The 20,866-nt window shown below is 35.6% G+C and carries 20 protein-coding genes and 1 pseudogene; 6 read left to right on the forward strand and 15 right to left on the reverse strand.

The features are described from left to right. Both AC3WVA_RS00005 and AC3WVA_RS00010 read left to right on the forward strand, forming a co-directional pair. Positions 1-780, forward strand: a 780-nt coding sequence (locus AC3WVA_RS00005; protein ID WP_492321738.1) for a Gly-Xaa-Xaa repeat protein, incomplete at its 5' end; no start/stop codon positions are given. Between the two features lie 102 nt (positions 781-882). Continuing rightward, positions 883-2,183: pseudogene (locus tag AC3WVA_RS00010) on the forward strand (IS3 family transposase). A gap of 75 nt (positions 2,184-2,258) precedes the next feature. On the opposite strand, the gene hfq reads toward AC3WVA_RS00010, so the two are convergent. Both hfq and miaA read right to left on the reverse strand, forming a co-directional pair. Beyond that, positions 2,259-2,483, reverse strand: coding sequence for an RNA chaperone Hfq (gene hfq, locus AC3WVA_RS00015; RefSeq protein ID WP_000813896.1), 225 nt, complete (start codon positions 2,481-2,483; stop codon positions 2,259-2,261). A gap of 21 nt (positions 2,484-2,504) precedes the next feature. After that, positions 2,505-3,458: a tRNA (adenosine(37)-N6)-dimethylallyltransferase MiaA gene (gene miaA / locus AC3WVA_RS00020; protein ID WP_098345330.1), complete on the reverse strand. Its 954-nt coding sequence runs from the start codon at positions 3,456-3,458 to the stop codon at positions 2,505-2,507. Between the two features lie 182 nt (positions 3,459-3,640). On the opposite strand from miaA, the gene AC3WVA_RS00025 reads away from it, so the two are divergent. Then, positions 3,641-3,886, forward strand: a complete 246-nt coding sequence (locus AC3WVA_RS00025; protein ID WP_071757749.1) for a hypothetical protein — start codon at positions 3,641-3,643, stop codon at positions 3,884-3,886. Between the two features lie 62 nt (positions 3,887-3,948). On the opposite strand, the gene entD is transcribed toward AC3WVA_RS00025, so the two are convergent. The 8 genes from entD to gabP form a co-directional block, all read right to left on the reverse strand. Beyond that, positions 3,949-4,881 (reverse strand): cell wall-binding protein EntD, encoded by a 933-nt coding sequence (entD, locus tag AC3WVA_RS00030; protein WP_098345329.1) that lies wholly within the window; start codon positions 4,879-4,881, stop codon positions 3,949-3,951. A 347-nt stretch (positions 4,882-5,228) separates the two neighbouring features. Next, entirely contained in the window at positions 5,229-7,085 is a 1,857-nt protein-coding gene (locus tag AC3WVA_RS00035) for a PTS fructose transporter subunit IIABC (protein ID WP_492321739.1), read from the reverse strand. A gap of 13 nt (positions 7,086-7,098) precedes the next feature. Continuing rightward, on the reverse strand, positions 7,099-8,010 hold the full coding sequence (gene pfkB, locus AC3WVA_RS00040) for a 1-phosphofructokinase (protein WP_088316304.1): 912 nt from the start codon (positions 8,008-8,010) through the stop codon (positions 7,099-7,101). Continuing rightward, on the reverse strand, positions 8,007-8,759 hold the full coding sequence (locus AC3WVA_RS00045; RefSeq protein ID WP_098345327.1) for a DeoR/GlpR family DNA-binding transcription regulator: 753 nt from the start codon (positions 8,757-8,759) through the stop codon (positions 8,007-8,009). The genes pfkB and AC3WVA_RS00045 overlap by 4 nt, the downstream gene beginning before the upstream one ends. 157 nt (positions 8,760-8,916) lie before the next feature. Beyond that, entirely contained in the window at positions 8,917-10,080 is a 1,164-nt protein-coding gene (locus tag AC3WVA_RS00050) for an iron-containing alcohol dehydrogenase (protein ID WP_088316302.1), read from the reverse strand. Between the two features lie 116 nt (positions 10,081-10,196). After that, positions 10,197-10,739 (reverse strand): DUF420 domain-containing protein, encoded by a 543-nt coding sequence (locus AC3WVA_RS00055; protein ID WP_000228314.1) that lies wholly within the window; start codon positions 10,737-10,739, stop codon positions 10,197-10,199. A 319-nt stretch (positions 10,740-11,058) separates the two neighbouring features. Then, entirely contained in the window at positions 11,059-11,397 is a 339-nt protein-coding gene (locus AC3WVA_RS00060; RefSeq protein WP_116746294.1) for a hypothetical protein, read from the reverse strand. 133 nt (positions 11,398-11,530) lie between these two features. Then, a complete protein-coding gene (gabP, locus tag AC3WVA_RS00065; RefSeq protein WP_048530351.1) occupies positions 11,531-12,925 on the reverse strand; it encodes a GABA permease in 1,395 nt (464 codons plus the stop codon). Positions 12,926-13,196: 271 nt separating this feature from the next. On the opposite strand from gabP, the gene AC3WVA_RS00070 reads away from it, so the two are divergent. Further along, on the forward strand, positions 13,197-14,279 hold the full coding sequence (locus tag AC3WVA_RS00070; RefSeq protein WP_492321740.1) for a chitinase: 1,083 nt from the start codon (positions 13,197-13,199) through the stop codon (positions 14,277-14,279). A 119-nt stretch (positions 14,280-14,398) separates the two neighbouring features. On the opposite strand, the gene AC3WVA_RS00075 is transcribed toward AC3WVA_RS00070, so the two are convergent. Then, a complete protein-coding gene (locus tag AC3WVA_RS00075) occupies positions 14,399-15,292 on the reverse strand; it encodes a metallophosphoesterase (RefSeq protein WP_048530359.1) in 894 nt (297 codons plus the stop codon). A 195-nt stretch (positions 15,293-15,487) separates the two neighbouring features. Between AC3WVA_RS00075 and AC3WVA_RS00080 the strand changes: the two genes are divergently transcribed. Together AC3WVA_RS00080 and AC3WVA_RS00085 are read left to right on the forward strand one after the other, a co-directional pair. Beyond that, a complete protein-coding gene (locus tag AC3WVA_RS00080; protein ID WP_048530360.1) occupies positions 15,488-16,303 on the forward strand; it encodes a formate/nitrite transporter family protein in 816 nt (271 codons plus the stop codon). A 141-nt stretch (positions 16,304-16,444) separates the two neighbouring features. Next, on the forward strand, positions 16,445-16,717 hold the full coding sequence (locus tag AC3WVA_RS00085; protein WP_001043904.1) for an HU family DNA-binding protein: 273 nt from the start codon (positions 16,445-16,447) through the stop codon (positions 16,715-16,717). Positions 16,718-16,748: 31 nt separating this feature from the next. Here AC3WVA_RS00085 and AC3WVA_RS00090 read toward each other — a convergent pair whose 3' ends face one another. The 4 genes from AC3WVA_RS00090 to AC3WVA_RS00105 all read right to left on the reverse strand — a co-directional run bounded on the left by AC3WVA_RS00090 (position 16,749) and on the right by AC3WVA_RS00105 (position 20,604). After that, the gene (locus tag AC3WVA_RS00090) at positions 16,749-17,216 is read right to left on the reverse strand and encodes a GNAT family N-acetyltransferase (protein ID WP_098345325.1); all 468 of its coding nucleotides are present in this window, start codon (positions 17,214-17,216) and stop codon (positions 16,749-16,751) included. Between the two features lie 161 nt (positions 17,217-17,377). Then, complete coding sequence (locus tag AC3WVA_RS00095) at positions 17,378-19,798, reverse strand: heavy metal translocating P-type ATPase (RefSeq protein ID WP_492321741.1); 2,421 nt, start codon at positions 19,796-19,798, stop codon at positions 17,378-17,380. Positions 19,799-19,893: 95 nt separating this feature from the next. After that, positions 19,894-20,100 (reverse strand): copper chaperone CopZ, encoded by a 207-nt coding sequence (copZ, locus tag AC3WVA_RS00100; protein WP_048530366.1) that lies wholly within the window; start codon positions 20,098-20,100, stop codon positions 19,894-19,896. Positions 20,101-20,301: 201 nt separating this feature from the next. Next, positions 20,302-20,604 carry a metal-sensing transcriptional repressor gene (locus tag AC3WVA_RS00105; protein WP_000349636.1) on the reverse strand — a complete coding sequence of 101 codons (303 nt, stop codon included), beginning with the start codon at positions 20,602-20,604 and terminating at the stop codon, positions 20,302-20,304. Positions 20,605-20,866: the final 262 nt, after the last annotated feature.

The raw sequence follows: 20,866 nt of genomic DNA on the forward strand, positions 1-20,866 counted from the left end.
ACTGGACCTCAAGGTGTTCAAGGTAACACAGGCGCTACTGGTGCTACTGGACCTCAGGGTATTCAAGGTAACACAGGCGCTACTGGACCTCAAGGTGTTCAAGGTAACACGGGCGCTACCGGTGCCACTGGACCTCAAGGTGCTCAAGGACCGGCGGGTGCTACTGGCGCTACTGGACCTCAGGGTATTCAAGGACCGGCGGGTGCTACTGGCGCTACTGGACCTCAAGGTATCCAAGGACCAACAGGCGCTACTGGTATAGGAGTTACTGGACCTACCGGGCCTTCTGGCGGGCCTCCTGGACCTACTGGACCTCAAGGTATCCAAGGACCAACAGGCGCTACTGGTATAGGAGTTACTGGACCTACCGGGCCTACTGGACCTAGCTTCCCTGTAGCAACAATTGTCGTTACAAACAACATTCAGCAAACAGTACTCCAATTTAACAACTTCATTTTTAATACTGCAATTAACGTAAACAACATTATCTTCAATGGCACAGATACAGTCACTGTTATCAACGCTGGTATTTATGTCATTAGCGTATCCATCTCTACAACTGCACCAGGATGTGCTCCACTCGGGGTAGGAATTTCAATAAATGGAGCAGTCGCAACTGACAACTTCTCTTCAAATCTAATAGGCGACTCACTTTCATTCACTACAATCGAAACATTAACTGCCGGCTCAAACATTTCTGTTAAATCTACTCTTAGCGAAATTACAATTCCTGAAACAGGAAACACTAACATTCGCCTTACTGTATTTAGAATCGCTTAAAATCCACTATGTATTGCTTATGGCAAATAAAAAAAGAGCGAGAAATTTGAACTGCACTCCAATTGTTAGACGCCGTCTAACAATTGGAGGCGCAGTTTTTCTATGGTTAAATTTACAGCTGATGAAAAAATACACATCGTTCAACGTTATCTGAACGGAAATGAAAGTTACCGAGAAATTAGTAAAGTGATTGGTATAAGAGACACCGTAATTTTGAATTGGGTAAACCAATATAAATAAAATGGTGCGGAAGCTTTTCTAAAACGGTATACAAATTATACGCAACAATTTAAACTAGACGCACTAAATTTTATGATTGAAAACGGCACGTCCTTATTTGAAACGGCAGCTATTTTTAATATTCCTGCCCCTTCAATCAAAGAAAAAGGGGCGTCCATCCACGAAAAAAGAGTCAAATAAACAATTAAAACAAGCCCAGTTGAAGGTTCAGTCGAAGCACTTGAAGCACGTATTCAACAGCTTGAAATGGAAAATAAGTACTTAAAAAAGTTGAATGCCTTAGTTCAAAACAAGGAAAAATCACGAAACAGGACACAGCGCAAGTAGTCTATGAATTAAGGCATAAATATTCGGTGAAGGCACTTGTAGAGCTAGCTAACATTCCACGAAGTACGTATTATGATTTAGTAAAGAAAATGAATCGCCCGGATTTAGATGCCGATTTGAAAGCCGAAATTAAAGGGATTTATGAGGAAAATGAAGGTCGTTATGGCTACCTTCGCATTCGTGATGAATTAACGAATCGTGGTCAGAAGGTGAATCACAAGAAGGTTCAGCGCATTATGAAAGAGCTTGGATTAAAATGTGTTGTGCGTATGAAAAAATATAAGTCTTATAAGGGGAAATTCGGTAAAACTGCACCTAATATTTTAGCACGCAGTTTTCATACAGATGCTCCGAATAAAAAATGGGTAACAGACATCACAGAGTTTAAATTGTTTGGAGAGAAACTGTATGTATCACCTGTATTAGACTTGTATAATAGTGAGATTATTACCTATACAATTGGCTCTAGACCGACGTATTCACTTGTTTCAGAAATGTTAGAGACAGCATTAGAACGTTTACCTGAAGATCACCAACTATTGATGCATTCCGATCAAGGGTGGCATTATCAAATGAAACAATATGTCCGGACACTTGAATCAAAGGGGATGGTGCAGAGTATGTCTCGAAAAGGAAACTGTTATGACAATGCAGTAATGGAGAATTTCTTCGGGATCATGAAGTCGGAGTCCCTCTACATAAACGAGTTTGAAAGTATAGATCATTTTAAAATAGAATTAGAAAAATATGTAGATTATTATAATACAAAACGGATAAAGGCAAAATTAAAAATGAGCCCGGTGCAATACCGGGCTCATTTGGATCAAGCTGCCTAATGAAATAACCGTGTCTAACTTTTAGGGGTCACTTCAGAAATTCGCTCTTTTTTTGTTATGTACAATAATTCATTACTACTCTAATTCAATTGAAACATTTTTTTGTGGTACAAATGTAGAAATTGCATGTTTATAAATAAGCTGTTGCTTACCTTCTGTTTCCAGTAGGACTGTAAAATTATCAAATCCTTTAATTAATCCACGAAGCTGGAAACCATTTAATAAGTACAGCGTGACAAACGTATTCTCTTTACGGAGTTGATTTAAAAATTGATCTTGAATATTGATTGATTGCTTCATGTCGAATCCTCCTCTTTTTCTCTACTTACTATTATTCGACTTTAGTTGTAGCTTTCCTTCTATGTATCGTAAAATTTCTGACGTTTTTTCACCGTCTGTAACATCAAACCATGTGACACCCATCTTATTACGGAACCACGTTAATTGACGTTTTGCATAACGACGTGAATTTGTCTTTAATTGTGATACCGCTTCTTCTAAAGAGACACGACCTTCAAAATAATCATATATCTCTTTATATCCAATCGCTTGAATAGATTGACAATCTCGTATCCCTCTATTATACAATCCTTCTACTTCTTCTAATAAGCCTTGTTCCATCATTATATCAACTCGTAAGTTAATGCGATCGTATAGCATTTCTCGATCCATTGTCAAGCCAATCAAGGAAACATCGTATAATAACTCATTTTCTTGTTTTTCAAGCTGATCACTCATTTTTTCACCCGTCGTATGAAAAATTTCTAAAGCTCTAATGACACGACGGACATTATTTGCATGAATACGCTCAGCGCTTTCTGGGTCTACTTCTTGTAATTTTTTATGTACATATTCCACACCATGTTCTACTGCTACCTTTTCCATCTGCTCTCGGTATGTAGTATCACCAGCATCATCCGTAAACTGATAATCGAATAAAACAGATTGTATATACAAACCCGTTCCACCAACGATAATTGGCAATTTACCACGTTCTGTAATTTCTCGAATATGCTTACGAACACGCTCTTGAAATTCGGCAACAGAAAATGATTCTTCCGGATTTTTTATATCGACCATATAATGTGGAATTCCGTCCATCTCTTCTTTCGTCACCTTTGCAGTTCCAATATCCATTGTGCGATAAATCTGCATGGAATCTCCACTTATTATTTCACCATTCAATGCTTTGGCAAGATCAATACTTAACTTCGTCTTCCCAACAGCAGTTGGTCCAATGATGACAGCAACTTTTTCACGTTGCACTTCTCCCATATCATTCAACTCTCTTTATGTGATGTACTCCATCTATTGATTATATCCAATCTTACCAATTTTAACGGCATGATTGCAAGTTCTTTCATTTCGGTACATGAAATTATAAATAAAAAAAGAACATAGTTTGTCCAATTACGCATATACATGAGTAAAAATACGTTTGAGAGGATGAGTTGACTATGGAACAATCTGCCATCAATTTTTCATCATTAACAAAAGATCTCATTTTAGCTACTGCTACAAAAGAACAAAATTGTTCACAAGAAGAATTATACTTCGCCTTAAATTGTTTGCTACGTTCTTTTCATTCTACTCTCCAAGAAACTACATTACATCCAGAAAATCAAAATACAGAGTATATACAAAATCAGTTTTGTAGTGCATATAAAATTATTACAGGTAAAACGATTTATCCTTTTCAATAATTCATAAAAGGCGGTTGCTTACACACTTTCAAGCAACCGCCTTTTATATTAATACATATACACTACTCTATAACTTTCACTTTTACAGATTTGCGTCCCCAGCTATTAGCACTACCATCTGAACCTACTAGAACATCAATACGATTTCCTTTAATCGCACCACCAGTATCTCCAGCAATCGCTTCTCCGTATCCTTCTACCCATACTTTCGATCCAAGTGGAATTACTTTAGGATCAACTGCAATTACTTTCATATTTGGATTCGCTGTTAAATCATGCCCCATTGCAGTTAATACACGCCCACCATACGTACCATTCTCACTTGGATGCGCTGTATACGCTGTCGCTTCTACTGTTATTTCACGTCCACCAGCAGGTGCACTTGTTTGAGTAGATTTCGCAACTTGTTTCGTAGTTGACTGCTGTTTTACCACAGGTTTATTTGATTCTACATTCTTAACAGACTCTTTGTTCTTAACCACTTTATTATTCTTAACCGGCGTATTTACTCTTACTGGCGCTTCTTCTTGCGTTACAACTTCTTTCTTTTCAATTACAGGTGCCGTTCCTGTTAAAAATGGCACGTGAACATATCCTGTTTTTCCATTGTAGTCAAATTGTAACCATTCATTTTGAACTTGATTTGTCGTTTCAATTACATCATCTTTATTTAGTTTACCAAGAATTTCAGAATCAGTATTCGCTCCAGCACGAACATTTAACACGCCCGCCGTCACATAATATGTACTTTTTGTAAATTCAGCACTTACAAACGCTTCTTGACCATTTAATTTAATTTTTGTCCATCCGTTTTCTGTATTTACAACATCTAATTTATTTCCACTTAACATTTTACCTACAAGCTTAGACTCTACAGTTGGGTTTTCTCTAACATTTAATACGTCTGTTGTTACAATCGTTTCTGCTTTCGCAGAACCTGCAAAAATCCCAAGACCAAAAACTGCCGCCGTTGCTATACCTAATAATTTTTTCATGAATAGCCTCCATTTGCTTTGTTTTCGTATTTTCATTATAGCAACAGATTTTTAGGATTTTTAGAAATCACACAATTACAAACCATTCGTAATATGCGATTAATGAGTTGTAACATAAATTTCCATATTAACGAATCCCGTTTCCAATAGAATCCTCAATAGTTTTCATATATTTTCCACATACAAGCACCAGAATTTTTTCCAGAAAAAATTACAGTATTACTTTTTTGTTACAAAAAAACCATATTTCATTACATCTTTTACCAAAATTCATCATTCTCCAATTATTAACCCCTTTTTTTGTAATAAAAAGGAGCAACTAATAAAAGCTACTCCCTTTACATCTATTATTTAACTTTCTTTTTCCAAATCCCCATCATAAGAGCCGAAATAACTGTCCCTATTAATATTGAGAAAATATATAGCACTGGTTTATTTACTAATGCGATAACAAACAATCCACCATGCGGTGCTGGTAATGTAATATGGAATAACATAGATAATGCACCCGCAATACTCGAACCAACGACACAACTTACTATTACTCGAATCGGATCTGCTGCTGCAAATGGAATTGCACCTTCTGTAATAAACGACGCGCCCATAATATAATTTGTTAAACCAGATTTACGTTCTGCTTCGATAAACTTTGATTTAAATAAAGTAGTTGCGAATGCAATAGCTAACGGCGGTACCATACCACCAGCCATAACAGCAGAGTGCACTCCAAAGTTCTGCGCTTCTATTGCAGCAATACCAAATGTAAATGCAGCTTTATTGATTGGACCACCCATATCAATTGCCATCATGCCGCCTAAAATAAGACCTAATAATATAGCATTTGTACCGTTCAAACCATTTAACCATCCTGTTAACATTTCATTCAATGCTACTACAGGTGGGTTAACTACTTCTTGCATAACAACTCCTGTAATTAATAATCCAAAGACCGGATATAACAATACAGGTTTAATTCCTTCTAACTGTACTGGTAATCCTGAAAACAATTTTTTCAATCCTAAAACAACATACCCAGCTAAGAAACCAGCAATTAATCCACCTAAAAATCCAGCATTCGCATGCGCTGCTAAAAATCCACCGACAACACCAGGCATGAAACCAGGGCGATCAGCAATAGAACTCGCAATAAATCCAGCTAAAATTGGTACGAGGAATAAAAATGCCCCTGTTCCCCCTCCACCAATAGACATTAACAATTCAGCCAATGGCCCTTCTGCTTTTATACCACCAACCCAAAATGCTAGTGCAATTAAAATTCCTCCACCAACAACGAATGGAAGCATATTACTTACACCGTTCATTAAGTGCTTATAAATTCCTAATCCTTTTTCTTTCTCCGTATTTTCTGCCTTTCCATCCTCTTTTACACCTTTAAAGATTGGCGCGTCTTGTTTTACAGCTCGATTAAGAAGCATTTCCGTCTTTCTAATCCCATCAGCGACTGGCACTTGAATGACATGTTTCCCAGCAAAACGGTTCATTTCTACTTGTTTATCTGCCGCAACAATTATAGCCGTTGCTCGTTCAATATCCTCTTTCGATAAACCGTTTTTTATACCTGTTGATCCGTTTGTTTCAACTTTAATTGCGATACCTAGCTCTGCTGCTTTTGCTTTTAAGCTATCCGCGGCCATATACGTGTGAGCGATTCCAGTTGGGCAAGCCGTAACTGCTAATACGTACGGTTCATTTCCTTCTGGTTTTGCAACTTCAACCTCATCTTCTTTCTCATTCTCTTTTTCATCAAATAAACGAAGAAGTTCCTCCTCATCCTTTGCGTCTAATAATTGCTTACGAAACGCTTCATCCATTAATAATGTAGATAGGCGCGATAACGTTTCTAGATGCGTATTATTCGCTCCTTCACTTGCAGCAATCATAAAGAATAAATGCGCTGGCTGTCCGTCAAGCGATTCATAGTTGATACCGCTTACACTTCTACCAAAACAAATCGCTGGTTGCTTAACAGCTTTTGTTTTCGCATGAGGGATTGCAATCCCTTCCCCTATTCCAGTTGTACTTTGTGACTCCCGCTTTAAAATCGCTTCTTTAAATTCCACTTTACTATTTAAACGGTTTGCACCGGCTAATGTCTCAACTAATTCTTCTATGACAGCTTCTTTATTTGAAGCTGTCAAATTCATAATAACTGTATCCCTTTTTAATAGTTCTGTAATTTTCATATATTGCTTCCCCCTATCGCTTAGCTACAATTACTTGCGACAACAATTCTTCTACTTTTTTCTTCTCACATAAATCAGCTGAAAATGCTGTTGCACTCCCTGTTGCAACGCCATATTGAAATGCTTTTTCAATATCTTTTGTCTGTTCATATTTACCTACAAACCCTGCAACGAGAGAATCTCCAGCCCCAACCGAATTAATTACAACACCTTTTGGAACAGTTGCTTCATATATACCTTCTGCCGTAAATAATAAAGCTCCGTCTCCGGCCATTGATACGATAACGTGCTCTACACCTTGTTCGATTAATTTTATTCCATACGGTAAAACATCTTCTACTGTGGAAATCTCTACACCGAATAACTCACCAAGTTCATGATGATTAGGCTTAATTAAAAATGGCTTATTTTTAATTACGTGTTGCAGTGCACTTCCGCTCGCATCAACTACTACGCGAATACCTTTTTCAGCTCCGATCGCTGCGATTGATTCATAAAAGGTAGTTGGGATAGACGACGGTACACTTCCAGCTAGTACAACACAATCTCCCTGCTTCATACTTTCGATTTGTTTCATTAATTGTTCAAATTGTTCATTTGTCACACTTGGTCCTTGCCCATTTAATTCCGTCTCTTCTTGCCCTTTTATTTTCACATTAATTCGAGAATCTTCATCCACTTGGACGAAATTTGTTGTTACACCTTCCGTCTGCAATACATCTTTAATAAATTGACCGGTAAATCCACCAGTAAATCCAAGTGCTATATTTTCAACACCTAAACGATGGAGAACGCGAGAAACATTAATCCCTTTTCCACCAGGAAACTTCATATCTTTCTCCGCTCGATTTACTGCGCCTAAATCAAAAGAATTCACTTGTACTACATAATCAATAGATGGATTTAAAGTAACTGTATAGATCATTGTTTATCAGCCTCAATTACATTGGTTTGTCTTTTATATTTTTCTAAATCAATTTCTAAATGGTTTGTAATAATATTTGCTTCTTCAACATTAGCAATTTTCGCAAACGCAACTTCCGAAAACTTACTTTCATCAATTAAGAAATACCCTTCGTTCGCTAATGTTAGTGCCATTTGTTTTAAAAGTGCCTCTTCTGGATCTGGAGTTGTAAAACCAAGCTGTTCATGTACACCATTCGCACCTAAAAAACATTTATCAAAACGATACTTTTGCATACTTTCCTGTGCCATAGCACCGATTAAAGCTTTCGTCCTACTTTTCATCATTCCACCTAGTAAATATGCACGAATATTATTTTCAACTAAAGCTTCAATATGCATAAGTCCATTCGTAACGACAGTAACACCTTTATTTATTAAAAATGGAATCATTTCGAATGTCGTACTTCCTGCATCTAAATAAATACAATCGCCTTGTTCAACAATGCTAGCGGCATACTTCGCAATTTGTTGTTTTATTTGAATGTTTTTGGATGATTTTTCAACCATCGTTGGCTCCTGTCCTTTTCCCGTTAAAACAGCCGCACCACCGTGAACTCTTTTTAGTAACCTTTGTTTTTCCAATTGCGCTAAATCACGACGAATTGTTGATTCAGAGCTTTCTGTGCTTTCCACTAATTGTTGTAATTTAACAACCTTCTGCTCTTTTACAAGTTGCAATATCATTTGATGACGTTCAGGAGTTAACATTTCATTCACCTCTTCTTTGATTACAGTATAATGAAAACGATCACAAAAATCAACCACAAACATTCACAAATAACCAAAACCAATCACAAACAGTTATAAATAGCAAAAAGAAACCCATTTGATATAACAATCAAATGGGTTTCTTTACTCGATTTACTTATAGAGAAGCTTTATATATGCTTAAAACATCATCTTTATTTAATTTTTTAAAGTTACCAAATTCACCATAAGCCATCGCTTTATCCGCCATTACATCAATTTCATTTTCTCCAATAGCATAATCAGCTAATGTTACCGGCGCCTCAATTGAAGTCCAAAATTGACGTAACGCCTCAATTCCTTCTAACGCAATTTCTCGATCAGTCTTCCCATCTGTTTCTACATCGAATACACGAATAGCAAACTGTTTAAAACGACTTACATTTTCATCTACAACATGCTTCATCCAGTTCGGGAATAGAATTGCTAAACCGCCTCCATGTGGTATATCATGAACCGCAGAAACTGCGTGCTCAATATTGTGAGTTGCCCAGTCTCCTTTTACTCCCATCGCTAAAATGCCGTTTAGCGCCATAGTACCGCAATATAAAATAGTTTCTCTATGCTCATAACTTTCTAAATCACTTAAAAGCTTAGGAGCGGTTTCAATTACTGTTTTTAAAACAGACTCACAATAACGATCTTGTAGTTCTGTATTTGTTCCGTTGTGGAAATATTGCTCTAATACGTGCGACATAATATCTACCATACCGTAAATTGTTTGATCCCTCGGCACAGACGCAGTATGAACGGGATCTAAAATTGAAAATTGCGGGAAAGTAACTGGACTACCCCATCCATATTTTTCATTCGTTTCCCAGTTTGTAATAACAGAACCAGCATTCATTTCAGATCCTGTTGCCGCAAGCGTAAGCACAGTACCAAACGGTAATGCCTCACTAGCAAATGCTTTTTTCGTTACAATATCCCATACATCTCCATCGTACTTACTACCAGCAGCAATTGCCTTCGTACAGTCGATTACACTTCCTCCACCAACTGCTAAAATAAATTCAACACCATTCTCTTTACAAATTTGAATTCCTTTCTTTACAGTTGATACACGTGGATTCGGTTCAACACCTGTCAATTCAAATACTTCTGCATTTATATCTTTTAAAATAGAAAGTACATTATCATAAATACCATTTCTTTTAATACTTCCTCCCCCATATACGAGAAGAACTTTTTTACCGAACTGTGGAATTTCAGCTTTTAACTGTTCTAATTGACCTTTACCGAAAATAAGTTTCGTTGGATTACGAAATACAAAATTTTGCATATCCCTTTACCATCCCTTCTATATGAAAAGCAACTATACTTTTGTATAACATATTTTTTTCATTTCACAAAAATATTTGCCTAACAAAAAAATCCCAGCCTACAGGCTGAGATTTTTTATTGATAATAAGGTGAGATCATTAAGTAAACAATAACACCAGACAAACTTACATATAACCAAATCGGCATTGTCCAACGTACAATTTTACGATGACGTGTTAATTGATTTGTAAAACCAAATACAAGTGCAAACAATGCAAGCGGTACAATAATTGCTGCCAGGATAATATGTGTAATTAAAATGATGAAATACACATATTTAATGAATCCTTCTCCGCCAAAATGTGTTGCTGGCGCTAAGTAATGATACGATAAATAAGAAACACAAAATAGCAATGTCGTCGTAAATGCTGCCAGGATGAAACCACGGTGCATTTTTACATTCTTCTTAATAATAGAGTATAAAGCTGCTAATAAGAATACGAACGTAAAGCTATTAAAAATTGCATTTAACATTGGTAAAATTGTTACATCAAAATGTAATTCTCCTTCATAGCCAACAGGTCCAAAGAACAAAAATAAAATAATCGCATTTACAATTACAGAAAGCGTTATCACAATAGGAGCATAGCTTTTCTGATTTGTTGATTGATCCACCAAAATGGTCACTCCCTCTTCCTTCAAATATGTATACGTAACCTCACTATTTTAACATACTATTCACAGTGTAAATGTGACAATAGTTTGACACAGTAAGACAGAGCAAAGAAAAAAAATCCTTCTTAATAAAACTTCTTAAGAAGGATTTTATCGCTTTATTATTTAAATAGCAATGTAATTAGTTTTTGTTGAAAAACGTATCGCTATATGCTTGAAAAATTTCAGACACTTGATATCCCATTAATGAAATTGCTGTTAATGAAAAGAAACCAATCATAAGAAATCGAAACCACATATAAATCTCCTCCTTGTATTTAGCTTAAAAAACGTTCGCTATATTACAAGTTGAGTGGCACTCTTCATCATCGCTTTCCTTTTTCTTTACAATTGCAGTTATAAATCGAATCATAAAGAATATAACAAAAGGAAAATGTTCGTAATTCACATTGGCATAGTTTAGCAACGGCTCGCGCTGCACATCGAACGAGGATGAGAAGGAATAGAACATACCTTGCTCTTCCATATATACAATTACAATTTTCATACAAAACATTATTCCTAGAAACGAAACAATATCTTGCCATTCTGTCGTATATAACAGGTTATACAGCTCTAATACGTACTCTTCCATCGTCATCCCCCCTTCCTTTTTTACCATTTTGCTCGCCTTCGTATAAAAAGTCAAGAAAAAAGTTTATATTCACTATGACAATAGTAATTACTTGTTTCTATGATTATATATGATTCTTTTATAGCAATGATTGGGTGTAACTCTTTTCTAAAACAAGTAATTAGAATCGAACAGATTCCTCATTCTTACTTTTAGAATTCAACACTGTACTATTTTTATTTCTATTAAAAATAAAATAAGAAATGATTATAAGAACAGTAACAAGCATCGTTAATAATGCCTGCGAACGCAAAGATTCAATTGCTAGCATGGCAACTAAAACTGCTATAATAGCGGCAATTGTAACATACGTCGCATAAGGGAAAAACCACATTTTCACTTTCAAATTTTGCTGTTCTACTTTCCCCATTTTTTTACGAATCTTGAAATGCGAAATAGCTATAACGAGATAAACGAGTAACGCAATCCCGCCAGATGCATTCACTAAAAATAAAAAGACTTTATCTGGAGATATGTAGCTAAAAACAACGCCAATATAAGCAAAGAACGTTCCGAATAAAACGGCCCGAACTGGAACACCACTACTGTTCAATTTCAAAAACGCCTTTGGAGCATCTCCTCTTTCTGCCATCGAAAAAAGCATTCTTGAGTTTGTATATAAACCCGAATTTAAACAAGAGAGTACAGCTGTTAAAACGATAAAATTCATAATCTGTGCTGCAGCTGGTATTCCTATATGTTCCAGTACCGCTACAAACGGACTTTTTAGTATGTTTGCTGAATTCCATGGAAGAAGTGTAACAACTATAGCGATCGATCCAATGAAAAATACGAGAATACGCCAAATCACACTATTTGTTGCTGTTTTTACTGCTTTTACAGGTTCAGCAGACTCTCCAGCAGCTACTGCAACAATCTCAGATCCCATAAATGAAAATATAACGACGGTAATTCCAAGTAGCACCGAACTTATACCATTTGGCATAAATCCTCCTTGCCCTACTAAATTCGAAGTGCCAGGTGCTTCCGTTCCTGGTACAAATCCTAAAATAACAGCAAGTCCGAGACAAAGGAACAAAACAATACTTATTACTTTAATAAATGAAAACCAATATTCAAACTCTCCAAATGATTTCACTGAAAAAACATTCGTCAACGTTAATAAAACCGTTAATATTAGGCTTAATAACCAAAGCGGGATTTCTGGAATCCAGTATTGAATAATACCAGCACCTGCTGTAGCTTCTATCGCAATAACAATTACCCAGAAAAACCAATATAGCCACCCAATTGTATAACCCGCCCATGGACCAATTGCTTCTCGTGCATATGTTGCAAATGAACCACTTGTCGGGTTAATAGCTGCCATTTCTCCTAGCATTCTCATAACGAAAATAACTAGAAGTCCTGCTAATGCATATGAAACGATAGAACCTGGCCCTGCTGAATGTACAACCGCACCACTCCCAACAAACAAACCAGCTCCTATTACGCCGCCAATTGAGATCATTGTAATGTGACGTATTTTTAGATCTTTCTTAAGATTTTTATCCAACTCTTGTACATCCCCTTCCAAACGTAATTTTGAAATTTATGTAAGAGTATTTTGTGAAAAACCTTGTTCTATACTTTTAAATATATCAAAATATTCTGAATTTAACAATCGCAATTCGACTTCCTTCAAAAAAATATTTCATTAGGTTTAATAATTTCCTATACACAATTGTTGAGAAAATTATAGTCACCTTACAAAAGAATGAATTTTCAGATATTATTAAATAAACAAGATTATACATCTAGACAACTTTTTGTATAGGAGTGTTGATATGTTAAACAAGTTCAAATTCATTTGTTGTACTTTAGTCATTTTCTTACTGCTACCGCTAGTCCCTTTTCAAGCACAAGCAGCAAACAATTTAGGATCAAAACTACTCGTTGGATACTGGCATAACTTCGATAACGGTACTGGCATTATTAAATTAAAAGACGTTTCACCAAAATGGGATGTAATCAACGTATCTTTCGGTGAAACTGGTGGTGATCGTTCCACTGTTGAATTTTCTCCTGTGTATGGTACTGATGCAGAATTCAAATCAGATATTGCTTACTTAAAAAGTAAAGGAAAAAAAGTAGTTCTTTCAATAGGTGGACAAAATGGCGTCGTTTTACTTCCTGATAATACCGCTAAGCAACGTTTTATTAATTCTCTACAATCTCTAATCGATAAATACGGTTTTGATGGAATCGATATTGACCTTGAATCAGGTATTTACTTAAACGGAAATGACACTAATTTCAAAAAACCAACGACTCCTCAAATCGTAAATCTTATTTCAGCTATTCGGACAATCTCAGATCATTATGGTCCAGATTTTCTATTAAGCATGGCTCCTGAAACAGCTTATGTTCAAGGCGGTTATAGTGCATATGGAAGCATATGGGGTGCATATTTACCAATTATTTACGGAGTGAAAGACAAACTAACATATATTCACGTTCAACACTACAACGCTGGTAGCGGAATTGGAATGGACGGTAATAACTACAGTCAAGGTACAGCAGACTACGAGGTCGCTATGGCAGATATGCTTTTACATGGTTTTCCTGTAGGTGGTAATGCAAATAACATTTTCCCAGCTCTTCGTTCGGATCAAGTCATGATTGGACTTCCTGCAGCACCAGCGGCCGCTCCAAGTGGCGGATATATTTCTCCAACTGAAATGAAAAAAGCTTTAGATTATATCATTAAAGGAATTCCTTTTGGAGGAAAGTATAAGCTTTCAAATCAGAGTGGCTACCCTGCATTCCGCGGCCTAATGTCTTGGTCTATTAATTGGGATGCAAAAAACAACTTTGAATTCTCTAATAACTATAGAACATATTTTGATGCGATTCCTTTGCAAAAATAATAAAAAACAACAGTGGGTTATTTAACCTATTGTTGTTTTTTATTCAGAGTGTTGGGAACCCCTAAAGGGTTCCAACACTCTGACTTTCTTTGAAAGCCCTCCTACTAATCTAAAGTAGTCTAGTTACTATCTTGCTTCAATACAAATACTGAAAGTTCAGGTACACTCCAAAATCTAACAGGCATTCGGGTTGTCCCAATACCACGATTTACGTATAAATGTAACAGCTTATTCTTCCCCTCTAATTCATACATACCTTCCACATAGCTATCCGCTAATTTTGTAGTAATTAATGGACCTATAAAAGGAATTTGAACTTGTCCTCCGTGACTATGTCCTGATAATTGAAAATCAACTGGGTAACGCGCTACTTTATCTACAACATCCGGCTCATGTACTAAGAGCATATTGAAATCTTGTTGTCTTATATGTTTTAAAGTCGAATCTATTTGTGGCTTCCCTAATAAAAAATCATCCAAACCTGATATTGTAATATACTTGCCGTTTTCCGCTTTAATTTTCTGCACTTCATTTACCAACACAGAGAAACCAGCTTCCTCCATATATTTTTTATAAAATAAACTACCTCCCCCGCCCCTATCATGATTCCCAAACACTGCATATTTCCCTAATGGCGCATGTATTTTCTGTAAAATGCTTTTCGCTTCTTCTCTTTCTTCCTTATACGATCCAAACTTATCTATTAAATCCCCTGTAAAAACTACTATATCTGGATGCAACGCATTCATTTTCTCCACCAAATTTTCTAGTTGTTTCAGTGTAAATTCTGGCCCTAAATGTACATCTGAGAATTGTAATATCTTTTTATTATTAAACTCTTTAGGAATTGTAGATGCTTCTATTTCATTCCACGTAACTGTTACTAGTTTTCGTTCAATTTCTGTCGCATAGAAATACAAACTTATTGAAATCATTACTATACTTATAAAACTGATTATGAATATTTTTATGATTGATGTTTTTTGTTCTTTTTTTACATGATGCGTATTCATGTTCTCACCTCTAGAAGTACTTTAAAGCCTTATTGTTACATTAATGTGACAACATGAACAATGTTAGTTATATCCAATTCCACTCTACTCACTTTGACAAATTTATACAGAAGTCATAACATATTTTTATAATACATAGATTCTTAAAAATGTTCTTTCTATTTATTCTATCATTTTATTAAGGAGAGGTTATTCATGTCTGTATTTACACCAGAAGAAATTTCGGAGCTTGCTGCGAATTCCGGAAGAAAAAAAGCTTATTTATCATTACTCCCTATGCTAATTCTCGGTTTTTTTGGTGGTGCTTTCATAGCATTAGGGTATTTACTCGATATCCATGTTATCGGAACAATGCCAAAGTCTTGGGGATCATTTACTAGTTTTCTAGGCGCTGCTGTATTCCCTATCGGTCTTATACTCGTTATTCTTGCAGGTGGTGAATTAGTAACTGGCAATATGATGACTGTTTCAATGGCGTGGCTTCACAAGAAAATCGATTTATTTCACTTCATTCGAAATTTAGTAATTGTTACGTTTAGCAACTTCATAGGTGCTATATTCGTGGCCTATTTTTTCGGTCATATCGTCGGATTAACAGAGGGCGCTTTTTTAGCGAAAACAGTTGCTATTGCGCAAGCTAAACTTCAAGACACACCACTACAAGCCTTCATTTCTGCAATCGGATGTAATTGGCTCGTTTGTTTAGCTGTTTGGCTTAGTATGGGAAGTAAAGAATTTATCGGAAAGATTATCGGAATTTGGTTCCCAGTTATGACTTTTGTTGCGATTGGATTTCAGCATGTTGTAGCCAATATGTTTGTCATCCCAGCTGCAATTTTTGCTGGTCATTTAACTTGGATTGAATATTTTCCAAACTTCATTTTTGTTTTCTTTGGAAACTTAGTAGGAGGTATGTTATTTGTAGCATTACCTTATTTCATATCTTATAATAAAAAACTACCTTCCAATAAAGAGCAAACCGAATTAAAGAAAAGATCTGTATCCGCTTAAATGAACTGTCTATATAGTGACTCTAAAAAATATTACAAATTTCATTTTTTTTACGAATATATGTACGTACACTTGTTCTCGAATGTTTTATACGTTATAATAACAACTTAAATAGCATTATTTACATATGAGGTGAAAAACATGAACAAAACAGAATTAATTAAAAACGTAGCACAAAATGCTGAGATTTCTCAAAAAGAAGCTACTGTAGTTGTACAAACTGTAGTAGAATCAATCACTAACACTTTAGCTGCTGGTGAAAAAGTACAACTTATCGGATTCGGTACATTCGAAGTTCGCGAAAGAGCTGCTCGTACAGGCCGTAACCCACAAACTGGTGAAGAAATGCAAATCGCAGCTTCTAAAGTACCTGCTTTCAAAGCTGGTAAAGAACTTAAAGAAGCTGTAAAATAATGAAAAAATAGCCTTCTCGTTTACGAGAGGGCTATTTTTTCATTACATAATTAATAAAAATCTGACCGTTATGCTGTTTCTTTTGTTCCTTTATGCAAATAAAACCTTTACTTTCAAAGAAAGGTTTTGCTGTAACACTCGCTTCTGTATATATCTCCCTATGCCCCAAGTTCACTGCTTCTTTTTCTAACTCCTGTAGTATGTAGGAAGCTATCCTTTTCCCTTGATAATCTTTATGCGTAAATAAGCGATCTACGTAATGATCATCATTATAATCCCCAAATCCCACTATCACACCGTTATGATCCGCTACATAACTAATATTCTTCTCTAAAGAATGTAACCAACTTTCTCTATCTAGTCGCTCTGGTGCCCATGCCTGTAGCTGTAACACGTTATAATCTTTTGCATTAATTGTATGAACTGTTTCATAGAACAACTGTAATACTAGTTCTAAATCCTCTTTATGGAATGTTCTAATGATCGTGTCTTTTAACATATATGAACCTCCTTACTAAACTATCATTTAACTTTTTTACCATCTAGTATTCAATATTTCTGCTTTATTATATCTTTTTTCTTTCTATACAAACAAAAAACAATACTTATTTCAAAGTATTGTTTTTTGTTTGTAAGCATATGCAATTACTCTATAGATTTTTATTTTTTTAATTTCACTCTTTGCAGTCGTAATGCATTTAATACAACGGATACAGAACTAAATGCCATCGCGGCTCCAGCAACCCAAGGTGCTAAGAAACCGAACGCTGCAATCGGGATGCCTAATCCATTATAAGCTAGTGCCCAGAATAAGTTTTGCTTAATATTTCTTATCGTCATCTTACTCATAAAGATTGCATCAGCAATACTATTTAAATCACCACGGATTAACGTAATATCTGCCGCTTCCATCGCTACATCCGTTCCGGTTCCAATTGCCATACCGATATCCGCCGTAGCCAGTGCAGGAGCATCATTTATTCCATCTCCAACCATTGCTACTTTTTTACCTTGCGCTTGCAGTTTTTTCACTTCTTCTGCTTTTCCTTCTGGTAATACTTCTGCAATTACGTGATCAATACCAACTTGCTTAGCGATTGCCTGAGCAGTTTGTGTATTATCTCCTGTAATCATAACAACGTCTAGACCCATTTTCTTAAGTCTTGCGATAGCTGCTTTTGAAGTATCTTTTACAGTATCCGCAACGGCAACTATTCCAGCATACTCCTTATCTATCGCTATTAACATTGCTGTTTTTCCTTCTCGTTCTAGCTCTTCCATCGCTTTAGAAACTTCTTCAATATCAATATCGAATTTCTTCATTAATCGACGTGTACCAATTAATAATTGTTTCCCTTCTACGACTGATTCGATACCGAATCCCGGAATCGCTTCAAACGTTTCTGAACTTGGGATATCAATTTTCTTTTCTTTAATTCCTTCTACAATCGCTTCTGCAAGTGGATGTTCAGAATTTTTTTCTGCCGCACCTACTAAACGTAGTATTTCTTCTTCACGGAATCCATCTGCTAATATTACATCTGTTAACACAGGCTTTCCGTTTGTCACAGTACCTGTTTTATCTAGAATAACTGTATCTAATCGATGCGTTGCTTCTAAATGCTCTCCGCCTTTAAATAAAATACCATACTCAGCTGATCTTCCAGACCCAGCCATAATAGATGTAGGCGTTGCAAGACCTAATGCACATGGACAAGCGATAACAAGTACAGCTATCATTTTTTCAAGTGCCCCACCAAAATCACCAGGTGTAACAAATAACATCCACACTGCAAATGTGATAATAGCAATTACAACTACAACAGGTACGAAAACACCTGAAATTTGATCTGCTACCCTTTGAATAGGAGCTTTTGAACCTTGAGCCTCTTCTACTACTTTAATAATTTGAGCTAATGCAGTATCTCTTCCTACCTTAGTTGCTTTCACTTTTAAAAATCCATTTTTATTCATTGTAGAACCGATTACTACATCCCCAATTGTTTTATCAACTGGAATGCTTTCACCTGTTAACATCGATTCATCTATTGCTGACTTTCCTTCTACAATTTCTCCATCTACCGGGATTTTTTCACCAGGCTTTACATAAACGATATCACCAGCTACTACTTCTTCGATTAAAATTTTCATTTCTGTTCCATCTCGTACAACTGTAGCTGTCTTTGCTTGTAAACCCATCAACTTTTTAATTGCTTCTGATGAACGTCCCTTTGCTTTCGCTTCAAATAATTTACCTAAAATAATTAATGTAATAAGTACTGCACTCGTTTCAAAATACAAGTCTGTCATATGTTCCGAAGAACCAATCGACCTAATACTTAAATACACACTGTAGAAATACGCTGCAGACGTTCCAAGTGCCACGAGAACATCCATATTGGCGCTTTTATTTCGTAACGCTTTATAAGCACCAACATAAAACTGCCCACCAATGATAAACTGAACTGGCGTTGCAAGAGCGAGTTGTACCCAAGGGTTCATAAGCATATCAGGTAAATAAATAAACGATGTAAATGAGAAATGACTTACCATTGCCCAAAGTAACGGGAATGATAAAATAAACGAAATAATAAATTTCTTCTTTTGTCGCTCAATTTCTTGTAAGCGATGATCAGTTGATCCATTTTGTTCATCTGATTTCACTTCTAATTTATATCCTAATTTCGTAATTGCACTCTTCATTTCATTTACATTAATTTCATCAGGATTAAAATCTACTGTAGCTGACTCCAAAGCGAAATTTACTGTCGCTCCGTTCACACCTTCTAACTTATTTAAACGCTTTTCCACTCTATTGGCACATGCTGCGCATGTCATCCCCGATACAGTAAACTCAGCTTTATCACTGACAATTCCATATCCTAACGATTCAACTTTTTGCTTAAACTGTTGCGGATTTGTTTTTTGGGGATCATACATTATTTTTGTTTTTTCAAGTGCAAAATTTACATTTGCATCATGAACACCTTCTACTTTTTTTAGGCCTTTTTCAATTCTATTTGCACATGCCGCACATGTCATTCCTGATATTTGAAGATTGGCCTCTTTTTGTTCATACATGTCTCTCACCTCTATATACCCTTATGAGGTATAATTATTAGCAAAATAAATCGTACTTCCTATAAAGTACGATTTATTTCCATATCTAAAAATAATTATTGAACATCGTATCCTTGATCTTCAATTACAGCAACAATGTCTTTTAGTGTTACAGCAGACGAGTCGATAGTAACGTCAACAGTACCTTCTGCTAATTGAACCTTCACTTGTTCAACACCATTTAGTTCTTTCACACTGCTTTCAATAGAATTTACACAATGTCCACAAGACATACCTTCAACTTTTAATGTTAACTGTTCCATTTAAAATCCTCCTCTTGTTTCTTCATTGTTTGTTGATTACAACTACATCTTACCATACCCCCCTAAGGTAATCAATGGTTTTGTATCATGATTTTTCAATTATTTTCTAAAAGTTTATTTTACATACACTTTTTCACATCAATACCCGAAACATTATATGAAGGTAAACAAAAAACAAGCCAGTTACATACTAGCTTGTTTTTACGCTTTTGAAAAACGTTCAAATACAGTCATTAATTCTTCAATTGCTTCATCACCATTTCCATCTTTAATAGCACCTGAAACGCAATGACTTGTATGGTTTTTTAATACACCCATTCCTACTTTTTTCATCGCTGCATTAATCGCTGAAATTTGCACTAAAATATCCACACAATAGCGATCATTTTCAATCATATTTTGAATACCGCGGACCTGTCCTTCAATTCTCTTTAATCTATTTATAATTTGTTCTTTTTCTTTTTCTGATCTATGTGTTACCGCTTCATGCTCTTTATGATCCATATTATCACCTTCTTAAAGTTTCTCTTCATCCAATAAAACAATTGCTTTTACGAGTATACCAATTATAGCATTAATTATCTATGTATGATACCCCATATGAGTATATTTCCGCCCTATGCTTATTCTTAACAATTTATTAGATTCCCAGCCTCAATTTTCATGATACCCTTTCCTTTTTCAAAAAAATAATAAGTGTAGATTAACTACCCCCGCTTATTATTCATCCACAAATAAAAAAGTCTCAATTTATAAACGTATAAAT

The organism is Bacillus sp. EB106-04-02-XG92 (assembly GCF_058791995.1).

Coding starts and splice junctions, on each gene's coding strand:
- AC3WVA_RS00045 (WP_098345327.1), bottom strand. CDS start 8,759: ATGTTAACTCCTGAACGTCATCAAATGATATTGCAACTTGTAAAAGAG.
- AC3WVA_RS00035 (WP_492321739.1), bottom strand. CDS start 7,085: ATGAAAATTACAGAACTATTAAAAAGGGATACAGTTATTATGAATTTG.
- entD (WP_098345329.1), bottom strand. CDS start 4,881: ATGAAAAAATTATTAGGTATAGCAACGGCGGCAGTTTTTGGTCTTGGG.
- AC3WVA_RS00105 (WP_000349636.1), bottom strand. CDS start 20,604: ATGGATCATAAAGAGCATGAAGCGGTAACACATAGATCAGAAAAAGAA.
- hfq (WP_000813896.1), bottom strand. CDS start 2,483: ATGAAGCAATCAATCAATATTCAAGATCAATTTTTAAATCAACTCCGT.
- AC3WVA_RS00050 (WP_088316302.1), bottom strand. CDS start 10,080: ATGCAAAATTTTGTATTTCGTAATCCAACGAAACTTATTTTCGGTAAA.
- AC3WVA_RS00025 (WP_071757749.1), top strand. CDS start 3,641: ATGGAACAATCTGCCATCAATTTTTCATCATTAACAAAAGATCTCATT.
- miaA (WP_098345330.1), bottom strand. CDS start 3,458: ATGGGAGAAGTGCAACGTGAAAAAGTTGCTGTCATCATTGGACCAACT.
- AC3WVA_RS00090 (WP_098345325.1), bottom strand. CDS start 17,216: ATGTTAAAAGACACGATCATTAGAACATTCCATAAAGAGGATTTAGAA.
- AC3WVA_RS00095 (WP_492321741.1), bottom strand. CDS start 19,798: ATGTATGAACAAAAAGAGGCCAATCTTCAAATATCAGGAATGACATGT.
- copZ (WP_048530366.1), bottom strand. CDS start 20,100: ATGGAACAGTTAACATTAAAAGTTGAAGGTATGTCTTGTGGACATTGT.
- pfkB (WP_088316304.1), bottom strand. CDS start 8,010: ATGATCTATACAGTTACTTTAAATCCATCTATTGATTATGTAGTACAA.
- AC3WVA_RS00080 (WP_048530360.1), top strand. CDS start 15,488: ATGTCTGTATTTACACCAGAAGAAATTTCGGAGCTTGCTGCGAATTCC.
- AC3WVA_RS00070 (WP_492321740.1), top strand. CDS start 13,197: ATGTTAAACAAGTTCAAATTCATTTGTTGTACTTTAGTCATTTTCTTA.
- AC3WVA_RS00060 (WP_116746294.1), bottom strand. CDS start 11,397: ATGGTAAAAAAGGAAGGGGGGATGACGATGGAAGAGTACGTATTAGAG.
- AC3WVA_RS00075 (WP_048530359.1), bottom strand. CDS start 15,292: ATGAATACGCATCATGTAAAAAAAGAACAAAAAACATCAATCATAAAA.
- AC3WVA_RS00085 (WP_001043904.1), top strand. CDS start 16,445: ATGAACAAAACAGAATTAATTAAAAACGTAGCACAAAATGCTGAGATT.